The organism is Candidatus Margulisiibacteriota bacterium, from assembly GCA_031268855.1.
GTDB lineage: Bacteria > Margulisbacteria > Termititenacia > Termititenacales > Termititenacaceae > Termititenax.
In genome coordinates this window covers 1-13,405 of sequence record JAIRWS010000022.1, presented here as the reverse complement: position 1 = coordinate 13,405, position 13,405 = coordinate 1, and the positions used below count along the sequence as shown (strand labels likewise).

Sequence of the window (13,405 nt, the reverse complement as noted above, 5' to 3'; positions counted from 1 at the left end):
CCGCATCGAGCAGGGCGTGGTCGACGCCCGCATCTCCAATCTGGAGCGCATCGCCACCGGCCTGGAGATCAGCCTGTCCGAGCTTTTGCGGTAGGCAGGCGGCGGCTTTGCGATTTAGTTTCCATACAGTATAATCCATTATAATTTTAGCCTATCAATTTAAGGGAGTGAGTTTTCCATGTCCGCTGAAAAATTCGAGTTTAAAACCGAGGTCAACCAGTTATTGGAGCTGGTGATCCACTCGCTGTATTCGCACCGCGAGATATTCCTGCGCGAGCTGATCTCCAACGCTTCGGACGCGCTGGACAAACTGCGTTTTGCGGCGTTGCAAAACAAAGACCTGCTTAGCGGCAATACGGAGCTGCGCATTAAAATTTTCCGCGACGACAAAGCGGGCACGCTGACGATCACGGACAACGGTATCGGCATGACGCGCGAGGAATTAGTCGCCAATCTCGGCACCATCGCCCGTAGCGGCACCAAAGAATTTGTCGAGCAGATCAAAAAAGCCAAGGACGGCCCGGAGCTGATCGGGCAGTTTGGCGTGGGTTTTTATTCGGCATTCATGGTGGCGGATAAAGTCACTGTCCAGGCCAAAACAGCCAGCGGCGCGGCGGCCAGCTGGACTTCCGCCGGACAGGGCAGCTATGAGCTGGGCGAGTCCGCCAAAACCACGCGCGGCACGGAAATAATTTTGCAGCTCAAAAAAGAAGCCAAAGAATATCTTGACGAATACACCATCCGCCAGCTGGTCAAAAAATATTCCGACTATGTGGATTATCCTATTTACATGGACATCGAGCGCGAAGAAATTCCCCAGGACAAAGACGGCAAGCCTGTCGAGAATGCCAAGCCGGAGAAAAAAATTGTCGAAGAAAAATTAAATTCGCAAAAGGCGCTTTGGACTAAAAACAAAAACGACATCCCGCCGGAGGAATACGAGGATTTTTACAAACATATCGCGCACAGCTACGACAAGCCGCTGGAAATAATCCATTACGCCGCCGAGGGCACGAGCGAGTTCAAGGCTTTGCTGTACATACCGGAGCACGCGCCGTTTGATCTTTTCACCAAGGAGCACGCGCTGGGTTTAAATCTATACATCAAGCGCATTTTCATCATGCACGACTGCCAGAAATTGATACCGGAATATCTGCGTTTCTTAAAAGGCGTGGTGGACTCCAGCGACCTGCCGCTCAATGTGTCACGGGAAATACTGCAGGAAGACGCGCAGCTGGAAAAGATCAAGAAAAATATTGTTAAAAAAGTATTGAGTGTTCTGAAAACGCTGAAAGAAAAAGAGCCGGAAAAATATCTGCTTTTCTACAAAGAATTTGGCGCGGCGCTCAAGGAAGGTCTGCACTATGATCATGAAAACAAAGACGCGCTGGCAGACTTGCTGCTGTTCACGACCAGTCAGTCGGAAAAATTCCGCAGTTTGGCCGAGTATGTCAAAGCTATGCCGCGCGGACAAAAAGCTATTTATTATCTCGTCAGTGAGACGCGCGGACAGGCTCTCGCTTCGCCGCATCTCGGCGCGTTTAAAGCGCAAAATTATGAGGTGCTTTTCCTGCACGACATTGTCGACGAATTTGTGATCCCGCAGCTTTACGAATATCAAGGCCAAAAACTGCAGGCTATCGACCAAGCCGATCTTGAGCTTGGCGACAAAAAAGAAACGGAAGCCAAATTAAAAGCGGCGGCGGAAAAATTCGGCAGTCTGCTGAATAATTTTAAGGCCGCCCTGCGGGATCAGGTGCAGGATGTGCGCTGTTCCGCCAGATTGACCGACAGCCCCTGCGGTCTGGCCGCTGGCGCGGACGCCCTGTCGCCACAAATGCGCAAAATGTTCAAATCCATGGGGCAGGAAGTTCCCGAGCAGAAAAAAATTCTGGAATTAAATCCCGAACATCCGCTGATCCTAAAACTGCAAAACGCCGCGCCAGAAAAATTAGGCGGCCTGGCCAAACTGCTTTACGGACAGGCGGTCATCGCCGACGGCGGCAAGCTCGACGATCCGCTGGATTTCGCCCGGCAGCTCAATGAATTGCTGCTGCGGGCCGCGGGTTAAATTATGGACAAGACCCGCCAAATTTTGGATCTACTGGAAACCACTAAGTTCAGCTCGGAAAACGATTTGGCTGCTCTGCAAATCGGTCTGGACTTGCTTTTCAAAAAAGGCCGGAAGCTCTGGGAAAAAGGTTCGGCGGAACGCGGCATCTTTTTGGAAATGCTCTCCGGCCAGACCGCGCTGTCGCGCGAAGCGTGGCAAAAAAATAAGGGCCTGGACGCGCTGGTCAGTTTTGTGCAGGGCTGTCTGCTGATAACTCTCTCCCTGCTCAACGGCGTCGGCCGCTCACCCATCGCCGTACAAAAAACGGACAGCGGCTACAAAGTAAAAATTTTGAGCAAGCTGCAAAGTCTCGTTATCACGCCCGGGCTTTACGACGCCGAGACTGAAAAACTGGTGCGCGAGTTTAAACATTCTTTTTTTGGCGCGGCGGCGGACGCGGCTTTTGGCAAAAACGATCTGGCGGTCATCAGAGAAACTTTCAAAGAAACTGTCAGCCGTCTAAAAAACGAAAAAGCTTTTATGGAAAAAACGGCGGAAAATCCGCTGCGCATTTTTGACAAAAACATCAGCGCGGAAAATCTGGCCAATGGATTATTTCTGATCATCTCCGCTCTGCCGGCGGAAACCATGAATACTCTGCTGATGCAGATCGGCTCTTATCTGCCGGATGAACTGGAAGAAAAAACCGAAGAGCGTCTGTCCGTAAACGCGCGCGCTTATCTGACCACCAGCACGCAAGATTTGCCGGAGCTTTTTAAAAAGACCCGTTTGCTGCTGAAACTCTACTCCGGCAAACAACGGGCGATCATCTCGATAATTGTGCGCGAAAAAGTCCAGGATTTCTTTTACAAGCTGCTGGAAAACACCGACGTCAAGCAGCAGATCAAGAACAATCTGTACGCCGCGGCCAAAGAACAACTGGAACTGCGCAGCAAAATTCTTGAAGGACTGCTGAAACTTCTATGAAAAAATATGATCTCTTGGTCATCGGCGCCGGGCCTGGCGGCTACGCCGCGGCAGCACGCGCGGCCAAAGGCGGCCTAAAAACGCTGTTGATCGAAAAACAGCAGCTTGGCGGCGCGTGCCTCAATAACGGCTGCATTCCCGTCAAGACTTTGCTCGGCGCGGCGCATTTTTTGCAGCGGATAAAAAAAGCCAGTCTGTTCAGTATCAGCGTGGAAAAAGCAGAATTGGATTTTGACGCTTTGCTCGACCGCAAAGACCGTTTGCTCAAACGTCTGCAAAAAGGCATCGAGATTTTTCTCAAAGACAGCGGCGTGGAAACTTTGTTTGGCGCGGCAAAATTACTGCCGGGGAAAATCGTATCGGTCACACCGTCTTCGGGCACTTCAGGCGACATAGCGGCTAACTATATAATTTTGGCGACCGGCGCGCTGCCCGGCACAATTCCCAATTTACAGACCGACGGCCAATGGCTGCTGGACAATATTCAGCTGCTGCAAAACAAGACCGTCCCGTCCACGCTGGCTATCATCGGCGCGGGCGTCATCGGTTTGGAATTCGCGGACTTATACAGCCGGCTAGGCAGCCAGGTGACTCTGGTCGACGTCCTGCCGGAACTCCTGCCGCAGGAAAACCGCGAAGCCGTCGGCTTAATGCAAAAAAGTCTGGAGCGCGCTGGCTGCCAGTTTTTGCTGAACAGCAAAATTGAAAAAATCGAAAACAAAACGCTCTATCTAAACGGCGGACAAACTGTCGCGGCTGAGCTGTGCCTGCTGGCCGCCGGTCGCCGCGCCGCTACGGATTATATTTTAGATCCGGCCGTGCGGAAAGACGCCAAAGGTTTTGTCAGCGTCAATGAAAATTTACAGACCAGCGTGTCTAGTATCTACGCGATCGGCGATGTGAATAATCTCGCGCTTTACGCGCACGCGGCGACTTATCAAGGACTGGCCGCGGCGGATAATTTATTGGCAAAAACCCCGCAGGTCATCAACCAAACTGTCATGCCGCGCGTCATCTTTACTTCTCCGCAGATCGCCAGTGTCGGCCAATACACGGACAAGTGCCGTCAGTCTCCGCTCGCACTGCTTGGCCGCGCGCAGACCGAAAATCAAACCGAGGGATTTTTAAAATTATATCTCGACACTCAGGATATTATCGTCGGCTGCGTCATCGTGTCCGAAAACGCTGACGCGCTGATCGGTGAGGCGGTGGCGCTCATCAACACGCAGACCAAATATGCCGCGCTGCGAAAAATGATCCACCCGCATCCAAGCTGGGCGGAGTGGTTTACGCTCTAAAAATATTTGCAATATTTCTCCGCTGCTTACGATATAATTTAAAGACTCACTTGGAGGTAATTATATTATGTTTAGCAAACTATACGCTATGCCTAATGTTTCTAAATTGAACGAGGAAACGCGGGAAAGTACCAAACGTATAGAGGATATCGTGGAAACAAGAATTCAACGCCTTTTACTGCCACAGTATTGGCCGTCCGAACAAGACTATGAGGAAGAAATAGTACACGTATATCATCTCTTTCAGCGGATAGAGAATAAAAAGTTGCGTGAGTATATCTCAAATGAGATCAAGTCCTTAAGAAATATGCCCTCAATCTCTCTACGGGGAAGGATCATCAATAGCCTTGTAGAAGCCTTGAGTCAAGTTTCTCTGATGCCACGGGCACACTATTTGTTGTTCGGCCAGCAGAGTTATCCAATTGTGTTAGAATCATTCCGTTTTGATCTTTTTCCAAATTCATTTATCCCATAACCATGTTTGGCCTTAATCTGGGTTAAGTAATCGTATTTGTCTCGTTTGTTACTGCTTCGACCTTGATTTATTGTTTTCCGAACTATCTTTTGCGAAAACTTGTCACTTCGCCCGCTACGCGGGCTTGTGGCTCTCACTTAACTTCGCGGCCGCGCCGCTTGTTAAGTTCGAATGACAAATCGCGTGGCTTTCTATGCGCGCGATTTGATACCAAGCGCAACCTGCGCTTGGTGGGCATACGAGGATTCGAACCTCGGACCTCTCGCATGTGAAGCGAGCGCTCTAACCAGCTGAGCTATATGCCCATCATTGACTATTTAGTTTTCATCTGCTCAAACAAAACACTGCGGCGCGCGGACTCCACCGCCGAAATCGTCGTCTGCGCCAGCAGAAACAGTGTCAAAGCGCAGCACACAAAGAAAATGCCGATGCCGACTGGCGAAGCCCAGCCGTACCATTTAAAAATTTCCTTATTCTCTTTTTCATTTTTAGCCATAAAACACCTCCTTACCAAATTCATATCGCTTGTCATTTCTCCGACCTTGTCACTTCGCCGCCTACGGCGGCTTGTGACTCTCACTTAACGTCGGCCACTTCGTGGCCTTGTTAAGTTCGAGTGCGCGTATGTGGACTCGAACCACAGACCTCTTGCATGTCAAGCAAGCACTCTAACCACCTGAGCTATACGCGCCCGTGCCAAAAGGCATTTTAAAGGAAAAACCACGCAATGACAAATTTTTCTCAATTCCGGGAAGTGTTTTATGGTAAAATTGTTTTATGCGCGTATTGCTTGTTTTGGCGGAAAAAGGCCTCTTCAGCGGCCAAATAATAATCGAGGCGGCCCTGCGCGTCCTGACATACTGGCGCGGTTTTTTTAATTTCAACAGCGCTTTATTCTGGATCTACTTAAGTTTTGCGATTTTAGGCTTTTTCTTTTTGTATTTTCTGCGGCCAAATATTTTAAATGTCGGCGAATATTTGCGCGTCAAATGGCCTAACGCTTTGGTCAGCGGATTTTTCGGGCTGCTCCTCGCGCCGATCGTTTTTGCGGCGTTGCTCGGCACAGGAATTGGGATTTTTCTTGCGCCGGTTTTCGCGGCTCTGTATATATTCTTTATGCTCTTTGCTTTTTACAGCGCGGCCATAATGCTCGGCGAAACTATCGTCAAAATTTTCACTTACCGCGACCACATTTATCTGGAGATATTTCTCGGCACAACCACGCTGTTTTTTTGCCCGTTCATTCCATACCTCGGCCGGCCGTTGTTTTTTATCCTGCTCCTGCTCGGTCTGGGCGGCGCGTTGAATCAGCGGTTCGGCGTAGAGTAACTTCTTTTAAAGGAGATAATTTACTTAATTTTTCAGGCTTTTGGCCAGCGTTTTCAGCAGGGCCAGCGCGATCTTTTGGCCTCTGGCGTCGAAGCCTTTTAATGTTTTAAAGAGCTGGTATTCTGTAGGGTTTTCCGCGGCTTCTATTTGTTTTGGCAGTGATTCTATGTCCTTAAACCACCAATCCAAATTCATTCCATAGGCCTTGCTGATATGCACAAACGTCGGCAATAACGGTAGGCGCTGGCCTTTTAGTAATCTGTAATATTGACTCAACGGCATTTGCAGATCTTCGGCGGTGGTGTTAAGAGTTTTACCGCTTTTCTTTAGAAGAAAAGTTAATTTTCGGCTGATGATTTCCTTTAGCGGTTTTACGTCCATGTGATAAAATCCTTTTTTAGCTTGTTGACAAAGTTTATCTTTGGGTTATAATCATTTCTATACGTCAACAGGTGTAAGTGTATGTTAAAAATATTATCTTTCTGACGTATAAGCTAAAGGGGGTATTTTTATGGCAAACGCAGACAATTATACCGATGCAACAGACACGGATTTTAAAGGTACGGATTACGGAATTGAAGAAGGTAACAAGCTTTCCGCTGAAAGCATGCGCAACGCTTTGCATACCAAAGAGAACGTCGCCAACAAGCAGATGTATTCAACGGATGCCGCGGGGACTTTGAGCAGCAACTCTAGTGACAGTTATTATCCGTCAGCCAAACTGATAGGCGCCAATTTTGATACATTAAGAACTGAGTTGACCAATGAATTGCAGGCGGTTAAAGACAGTCTGGATATTTTGCCAGTGGGCACAATTATTATGTACGATGGCACAAACTGGGCCGACAATGCCACGCTGCCGGGCTGGTATGCCTGCACATCGGCCAATGCCGGAAAGGGCTGTCCCGATCTGATAAGCAGATTTATTAAGGGCACGGATCATTTTAGTAAATTTGGAACGGCCGGCAATACCAATCATGAAGTTCAGATAATGGCAAATCATCTGCCGGCGCATAGTCACAACTTTAGCACAACAACTAATGAAGCTGGTGAGCATACACACCCTATGGTCATGAACCCGATCGCTGGAGGTAATACTTATGGGATAAATGTTAGTACGTGCACTCCGGTGTATCACACTTATATGCTGTCAGCTGGCAGCCATAATCATCCTGTTAGCGGCACGACAGACGAAAACACCACCACCGGAATCAAACTCAATATTGAGCCGCAGTCTTATGCGCTGATTTTTATCCGTAAATGCTATGCGTAGGCGCCAGGTAAATACCCGACGGCGCGGTGTAGGATAGTTATGATTTTGAATTGAAGCGTTAGATCCCCAAGTCCGACTTTTTAAGCAGCGCGTCCATTTGAAAACCGGCCTGGGCGATGTTTTCCGCGGCGCCTTCCTCGCGGTCAACCACGCCGATGATCTTAACTATCTCCACGCCGTAATCCCGCAGCCGCTCGGCCGCGGAAAGCGCCGCTCCGGCCGTGGTCAAAATATCCTCGATTAAAACAACGCGCTCGCCTTTATTTAGCTCGCCCTCAAATATTTTATCCGTGCCGTAGCCTTTGGCGGCCTTGCGCACCAGCACAAACGGTTTGTTGATCTCGCAGGCCAGCACACTGGTGATCGTGACCGCGCCCAATTCCGGCCCGGCCAGCCGGTCAAAACTTTCCAGCGGCGGCAGAATTTTGGCCAGCTCCGCGGCGAGCGGTTTTAAAATCTCAGGCTTGGTGCCGAAAAGATATTTGTCGACATAATATTTGCTGTGTTTGCCGGAACGCAGAGTAAAATCGCCTTCCAAAAAAGCGGCCGCTTTGATGCGTTGGGCAAGTTCTACTTTGTTCATTATTTCTTCGGTTCTTCTTTTTTCGCTTCCGGTTTGGTTTCCTTGCCCGCTTCGGCTTTCGGCGCGTCGCCTTCCGCTTTTTGCTCTGTAGCCGGCACTTCGGCTGTCGCTGCTACTGCGGTTTCTTCAACCTTCAGTTCGCGCGGCACTTCGGCGTGGACGATTTCCTGCCCGGCTGGCAGCTCGATCGTAATATTGGGCAGATGGAGATCGCCAATGCGCACCGCGTCGTGAGCATTCTCCAGTTTGGAAATATCAACCTCAATGACCGTGGGGATCTCCAGCGGCAGACATTTGATCGGCAGTTCATGCACGGCCTGCGCCAGCATCAGACCGGCCTTGACTGCCGGACACTCACCGACCAGCTTGATATGCACCTTGACCGAGATCGGATGCTTGGTGTCGATCTTATAAAAATCCAGATGCCAGAAACGATCCGTCAACGGATCTTTGTGGTAATCGCGCAGCAGGACGATCTCTTCGCTTTTGTCCTTGATACTCAGCTTGAACAGCGAGTTGTATTTGGCTTCGGAATTTTTGAGAGCCTTTTCAAATTCTTTGTGATCGACAGTGAGATGCAGGTTTTCCGTGCCTTTGCCGTAAAATTCCGCCGGGATCAAACCCTGCCCACGCAGTTTTTTCGCTTTTTCTTTGCCCAGCCCATCGCGCGTCTGTGCTTCAAGCGCTACTTGCTTTGTCATTATTTTCTCCTTTATTTTGTAGGGGGCGAATTATAGCAGAATATAGTATAATAAGTACAGCGAGTTTATGGGGGTTCCAGTTTGATGATGGCAATAAAAAGAGCAATGCTTCCCGCGCTGGCAGTTGCGGTACTGCTGGCCTTGGTTCTGACCGGCTGTGGCTTGATGCAAAAAGACACTTTTCTCGGCAGCACGACACCAGACGACCCGCTGGCTAAATTATCCGTAAGCGTTTCCGGCAACGGCTATGTGGAAGTGACTTCTTCCGGGAATCAAACAGTTAGCGGCAGTATATTAGCGTTGTCTTTTGAGCGAGGCATGGCCTTGACTTTGAACGCCGTATCTTCGCCAAACGCGGCTGATAAAACGTTCTCTGAATGGATAGGCTTAACACCGACAAACCAATGTGAAGTAACTCTGAATATTAACAATGATTTAGATGTGAAAGCAATTTTCAGTCAGTAATTCTGTAAACTCGGCCAGATCGCCAAATTTCAGTTCCCTATATATTTTTTTGCTGGATGTCCGCTAACATAGCGCATATCCCATCTTGTCGGATTGTAAAGATTTTCGGCTTTGGCTGGCTGGGGGAATAAATTTTTGGCCAGTTCTTTTTTTACAAAAAAAGCGTTTGTTCCAGTCATATTTGTTCCAACCAGTTGATAACCAAGTTTTTCTCCTAGCAATTCCAGAGATTTTAGCGAGGCCCCCTGCTCGTCGTCTCCACTCCAGATATGTTTTTCGTCATATTTCATCACCCATTCATGCGCGGGCGGAAATTTCGCATTGTACTCTATAACTACCACCCGTGGTTTTATGCAGGATATTGCTTCCCATACCCAATAATCATTGCCGTCAATGTCAATGCTTAGCAAATCAATTTCACCGCTGCAATTTTCGTTAAGGCTGATAAGCTGATTTATATTAGCGGCTGTGATAAAAGCATTTATGGCGGAAAGTCTGGAGTCTTTTAGAGGTTTCTTAAAGAACAAACGCAGTTCTTCGACAGCCCTTTTATTTCCTTCAATCCAGACTCCTTTCCAGCCTTTATGCAATAAAAAGTGGGTATTGCTTTCCAGACCATTCTGTACGCCAAACTCCACGAATTTTTTATTTGTAGTCCCTATTCTATTGAATATTTCTTCAATAATTCCGTCTTCGTCATTTTGCGAAAAAACCTTAAAACCATAACGTTCCAAATAAATTGGATTTTCCAATCTCTGTTTGGTTTCATACTTAGCGTAATTTCTATGAATTTTTTGTGGCTGAAATTGCTCACCACTCCACCAAAATGCTCTAAGCTTTTTTAAAATTTTTTTCATAAATAATAAACCCCTTTCAATAAAAAGGACTTATTATTTTTATTAAGGCTAACGAGTGATTGGATGTGCGGGGGGGGGGGGGAGATATTTATCATCTTATGCTGAAACATAATTATATTATAAGCCCTCTCACGCTTAATGTTAAGATTAATTTAAACGTGAGAGTGGTTTTTCATTATTTCATTTCCGCAATTACTTCGGCGCGACAGCGAACACGCGGCTGGTAAAACCCACGCCGTCTTTGATGTTCGGATACGTGATAAAAATTAGCGCGCCGGTCGGCGGCAGCTGGTCGAGATTTTTTAGCAGCTCAACATTCAGCCGGCCTTGACTTAAAATGTAATTCTCGCCGATCATGCCGGCGTCGCTGTTGCCCACAGCGGCGGGGTCTGTGTCCGGCGTCTCGTGGCCGATGCCCGCGATATTTCTTTCCTTGACCAAAAATTGCAAAGCCTCGATGCTCCAGCCCGGATAATGCGCGTTGTTGTCAGCGTCAACGGCTTCAAAATTGTTCAAAGACCGCTTCGACCAGTCGCTGCGAAATACCACAAAAACGCCGGCTGGTATTTTGCCGTGCTTGGCCTCAAAATCCAGAATGTCCTGCTTGGTCAGAGCATAGTCGAAATTTTTCTTAACCGCGGCGGATCTGTCGATGACCACGAGCGCATAGGCCAGATCTTTCGGGCCGTAACTGCCGCTCTTGCGTCCCTTACGGTCGAAATGGCCGGGAAAATCCGTATGCGTGCCGTATTGTCCGGGCAGGGTATAAAGGGAAGCCGAGAACGAATTGTTTTCGTTTTCGCCAAAATCTTTAAACGTGCCATCAAAAGTATATTTGGGCGTGACGGTCAGCGCGTCAAAACCCCACCAATGCGGGGTTTGCGGGCTGACTTCCCAGCTCAAATCCACCCATTTGTAATCTTTTTTCCATTTGTCCAGCTCGCCCCACAAACCTTCTTTTGGCGCGGCGACCAGCGCGCTGCTGAAAACCAGCAACAAAACCGCTAACAATTTTTTCATTTTAGCCTCCTGAAATTTTCTAAAAAACATTTGCCGAATCCCTTGGGGTTTATTCAGCCTCCTTTCTTGAATGTATATTACATTAATCCTATATATTTAATATGATAACGTGAAAATGAAAAAGCTGTCAAGTAAAATAAACTAAAACACCGCTACCACGCCGCCGTGATAAGTTGCTTCTATATGCTTCTTAACTTTGGGCGAAAGCAACGCTTTTTGGAGAGCCAAGATGCGCGGGTCGTTTTCCTGACCGCTGCGCACCGCGACAATATTCACGTAAGGCGAGTCCGCGCCTTCAATAACAAGCGAATCCTTGACCGGATTTAAACCGGCGTCCAGAGCGTAATTGCCATTAATCGCCGCCGCGTCGACATTGATGAGCGCGCGCGGCAGCTGGGCGGCTTCCAGAGCGCGGAATTTAAATTTACGCGGGTTGACGGCAATATCTTTTTCCGTGGCTTTCAAACCCGCGCCTTTTCGTAGCGCGATCAGTTTATGGGCTTCCAGCAGGAGCAACGCCCGCCCGCCGTTGGTGGGGTCGTTGGGTATGGCGATCAGCGCGCCGTCGGGCAGGTCGGCAATGCTTTTGTGCCGCCGCGAATACAGGCCAAAAGGCTCGATGTGCACGCCAAAAGCTGGACGCAGTTTTTCCGCCCACTCGGGATTAGAGTTGAGATAGGGCAGATGCTGGGTAAAATTGGCGTCGATGTCGCCGTAAAGCAGCGCGGCATTGGGCATCACGTAATCGGTGAATTCGACGATCTTTAATTCAAGGCCGTCCTTGGCGAGATCGCTTTTGACCAGATTGAGCAATTCCGCATGCGGCACAGGCGACGCGCCAATAGTCAGCGTAATTTTCGGCGCCTTTGGCGCACAGCCGGCCAGCAGCAATAGTAATATCGAAATGAAAAGCAGGAGCAGTCCCTTACGATTTTTCATAAATGTCACCCTTTCTAAAATGCAGGAAGTTTACGCTTAAACCTGACCGCCTTATCTTTTAGCCAGCAGACCGCGGCTGAGCAGGACACCAGCTAATTGTATTAATTCTACCAAAATCAAGATGACCACAACAGCCGCGAGCGTGATGTCCTGCCGAAAACGGTAATAACCGAAGCGAATGGCCAGATCGCCCAAACCGCCGCCGCCGATCGCGCCGGCCATAGCCGTGTAACCGATGATCGTGATCGTGGTCAGCGCCAGACCGGAAACCAGCGCGGGCAGGGCTTCGGGGATCAGCGCTTTGCGAATGATCTGCCAGTCGGTCGACCCCATAGCCTGAGCGGCCAGCAGACAGCCTTTGTCCACTTCCTCGAGCGCCGCCTCGACGACCCGCGCGACAAAAGGCGCGGCGCCGATAGACAGCGGTATGATGACCGCGGCCGGGCCGATACTGGTGTGAATGAGCAGGCGCGACAAAGGCATCAAAAGTATCATCAGGATAATAAAAGGAAAAGAGCGGAACAAATTGACGAGGCGGGAGAGGATATTGTAGGCCGCGCGCTGCGGGCACAGGCCGGCCGGCGAAGTCACAAAAAGATACACGCCCAGCGGTAGGCCGAGGAGACAGGCCAAAGCTGTCGAAACAAAAGTCATATAAATGGTTTCCAGTGTTGCCTGCGGCAGCAGGCTGAATATTTCGTGGAGCTCAGGCGGCATGCAGCAATTCCCGGGCGGCGGCAGTTTTTGGTCTGGCGAACACATTTTCGACCGCGCCGCTCTCCGCCACGCGTCCGGCTTCCAGCACGGCCACTTGCGAGCAGATCGCGCGGACGACTTCCATTTGATGCGTAACCACAATGACCGTGATCTGCAAAAATTTTTGCAGATTTTTAATGAGAGTCAAGATCGAGCGTGTGGTCTGCGGATCGAGCGCGCTGGTCGCTTCGTCGCAGAATAAAATCTGAGGCCTGGCCGCCAGCGCGCGGGCGATCGCCACACGCTGTTTTTGGCCACCGGAGAGTTCGCGGAGACGCGCCCGGCGTTTGTCGGCGATCTGCACCAGTTCGAGCAATTCGCTGACGCGCAGGTCGATTTGTTTGCGGGACAGTCCGGCGATTTCCAGCGGGTAGGCGATATTGTCCGCCGCATTACGCGAACTAAAGAGATTGAAATTCTGAAAGATCATGCCCATTTTGCGCCGTTCCAGCAGCAGCTCTCGCCCGGACAGGCTGTCCACGCGCCGTTCGCCGAGATACACCGCGCCGGAGTCCGGTTTTTCCAGCAGATCCATAAGACGCAGCAGCGTGGATTTACCGGCGCCGCTGCGCCCGATAATGCCAAAAATACTGGCCGGCGGTATGTCAATGCTGACCTTATCGACAGCCTTGAGACTGGCATACTGTTTCGTTATTTTTTCGAGACGCA

Annotated in this window: 16 protein-coding genes and 2 tRNA genes; 7 read left to right on the top strand and 11 right to left on the bottom strand. The window is 49.5% G+C overall.

Features of this window, described 5'->3' with window-relative positions:
* Nucleotides 1–178: 178 nt before the first annotated feature.
* From htpG to LBJ25_01480, 4 genes are all read left to right on the top strand, one after another.
* On the top strand, nt 179–2,071 hold the full coding sequence (gene htpG, locus LBJ25_01495; GenBank protein MDR1452638.1) for a molecular chaperone HtpG: 1,893 nt from the start codon (nt 179–181) through the stop codon (nt 2,069–2,071).
* Between the two features lie 3 nt (nt 2,072–2,074).
* Nucleotides 2,075–3,040: a hypothetical protein gene (locus tag LBJ25_01490; GenBank protein ID MDR1452637.1), complete on the top strand. Its 966-nt coding sequence runs from the start codon at nt 2,075–2,077 to the stop codon at nt 3,038–3,040.
* Nucleotides 3,037–4,338, top strand: coding sequence for an NAD(P)/FAD-dependent oxidoreductase (locus tag LBJ25_01485; protein MDR1452636.1), 1,302 nt, complete (start codon nt 3,037–3,039; stop codon nt 4,336–4,338). The genes LBJ25_01490 and LBJ25_01485 overlap by 4 nt, the downstream gene beginning before the upstream one ends.
* 67 nt (nt 4,339–4,405) lie before the next feature.
* Nucleotides 4,406–4,813 carry a hypothetical protein gene (locus LBJ25_01480; protein MDR1452635.1) on the top strand — a complete coding sequence of 136 codons (408 nt, stop codon included), beginning with the start codon at nt 4,406–4,408 and terminating at the stop codon, nt 4,811–4,813.
* A gap of 228 nt (nt 4,814–5,041) precedes the next feature.
* On the opposite strand, the gene LBJ25_01475 is transcribed toward LBJ25_01480, so the two are convergent.
* The 3 genes from LBJ25_01475 to LBJ25_01465 all read right to left on the bottom strand — a co-directional run bounded on the left by LBJ25_01475 (nt 5,042) and on the right by LBJ25_01465 (nt 5,504).
* A tRNA-Val gene (locus LBJ25_01475) sits at nt 5,042–5,118 on the bottom strand.
* Between the two features lie 8 nt (nt 5,119–5,126).
* Nucleotides 5,127–5,309 (bottom strand): hypothetical protein, encoded by a 183-nt coding sequence (locus tag LBJ25_01470; GenBank protein ID MDR1452634.1) that lies wholly within the window; start codon nt 5,307–5,309, stop codon nt 5,127–5,129.
* A gap of 121 nt (nt 5,310–5,430) precedes the next feature.
* A tRNA-Val gene (locus tag LBJ25_01465) sits at nt 5,431–5,504 on the bottom strand.
* Nucleotides 5,505–5,590: 86 nt separating this feature from the next.
* Here LBJ25_01465 and LBJ25_01460 point away from each other — a divergent pair.
* The gene (locus tag LBJ25_01460) at nt 5,591–6,142 is read left to right on the top strand and encodes a hypothetical protein (protein ID MDR1452633.1); all 552 of its coding nucleotides are present in this window, start codon (nt 5,591–5,593) and stop codon (nt 6,140–6,142) included.
* Between the two features lie 24 nt (nt 6,143–6,166).
* Here LBJ25_01460 and LBJ25_01455 read toward each other — a convergent pair whose 3' ends face one another.
* A complete protein-coding gene (locus LBJ25_01455; protein ID MDR1452632.1) occupies nt 6,167–6,523 on the bottom strand; it encodes a helix-turn-helix transcriptional regulator in 357 nt (118 codons plus the stop codon).
* Nucleotides 6,524–6,653: 130 nt separating this feature from the next.
* Between LBJ25_01455 and LBJ25_01450 the strand changes: the two genes are divergently transcribed.
* Nucleotides 6,654–7,415: a hypothetical protein gene (locus LBJ25_01450; GenBank protein ID MDR1452631.1), complete on the top strand. Its 762-nt coding sequence runs from the start codon at nt 6,654–6,656 to the stop codon at nt 7,413–7,415.
* A gap of 58 nt (nt 7,416–7,473) precedes the next feature.
* Here the strand turns inward: LBJ25_01450 and pyrE are convergent, their stop codons facing one another.
* Together pyrE and LBJ25_01440 are read right to left on the bottom strand one after the other, a co-directional pair.
* Nucleotides 7,474–7,998 (bottom strand): orotate phosphoribosyltransferase, encoded by a 525-nt coding sequence (gene pyrE / locus LBJ25_01445; GenBank protein MDR1452630.1) that lies wholly within the window; start codon nt 7,996–7,998, stop codon nt 7,474–7,476.
* The gene (locus LBJ25_01440) at nt 7,998–8,699 is read right to left on the bottom strand and encodes a 50S ribosomal protein L25 (GenBank protein MDR1452629.1); all 702 of its coding nucleotides are present in this window, start codon (nt 8,697–8,699) and stop codon (nt 7,998–8,000) included. The genes pyrE and LBJ25_01440 overlap by 1 nt, the downstream gene beginning before the upstream one ends.
* A gap of 84 nt (nt 8,700–8,783) precedes the next feature.
* Here LBJ25_01440 and LBJ25_01435 point away from each other — a divergent pair, with 84 nt between their 5' ends.
* The gene (locus tag LBJ25_01435; GenBank protein MDR1452628.1) at nt 8,784–9,164 is read left to right on the top strand and encodes a hypothetical protein; all 381 of its coding nucleotides are present in this window, start codon (nt 8,784–8,786) and stop codon (nt 9,162–9,164) included.
* 29 nt (nt 9,165–9,193) lie between these two features.
* Here the strand turns inward: LBJ25_01435 and LBJ25_01430 are convergent, their stop codons facing one another.
* The 5 genes from LBJ25_01430 to LBJ25_01410 form a co-directional block, all read right to left on the bottom strand.
* Entirely contained in the window at nt 9,194–10,021 is an 828-nt protein-coding gene (locus tag LBJ25_01430; GenBank protein MDR1452627.1) for a hypothetical protein, read from the bottom strand.
* A 192-nt stretch (nt 10,022–10,213) separates the two neighbouring features.
* Complete coding sequence (locus LBJ25_01425) at nt 10,214–11,041, bottom strand: cyclase family protein (GenBank protein ID MDR1452626.1); 828 nt, start codon at nt 11,039–11,041, stop codon at nt 10,214–10,216.
* 141 nt (nt 11,042–11,182) lie between these two features.
* Nucleotides 11,183–11,980 carry a MetQ/NlpA family ABC transporter substrate-binding protein gene (locus LBJ25_01420; GenBank protein ID MDR1452625.1) on the bottom strand — a complete coding sequence of 266 codons (798 nt, stop codon included), beginning with the start codon at nt 11,978–11,980 and terminating at the stop codon, nt 11,183–11,185.
* Between the two features lie 51 nt (nt 11,981–12,031).
* Nucleotides 12,032–12,697, bottom strand: coding sequence for an ABC transporter permease (locus LBJ25_01415; protein MDR1452624.1), 666 nt, complete (start codon nt 12,695–12,697; stop codon nt 12,032–12,034).
* The coding region (locus LBJ25_01410; protein ID MDR1452623.1) for an ATP-binding cassette domain-containing protein at nt 12,687–13,405 on the bottom strand (719 nt) is incomplete at its 5' end. The genes LBJ25_01410 and LBJ25_01415, both read right to left, overlap by 11 nt.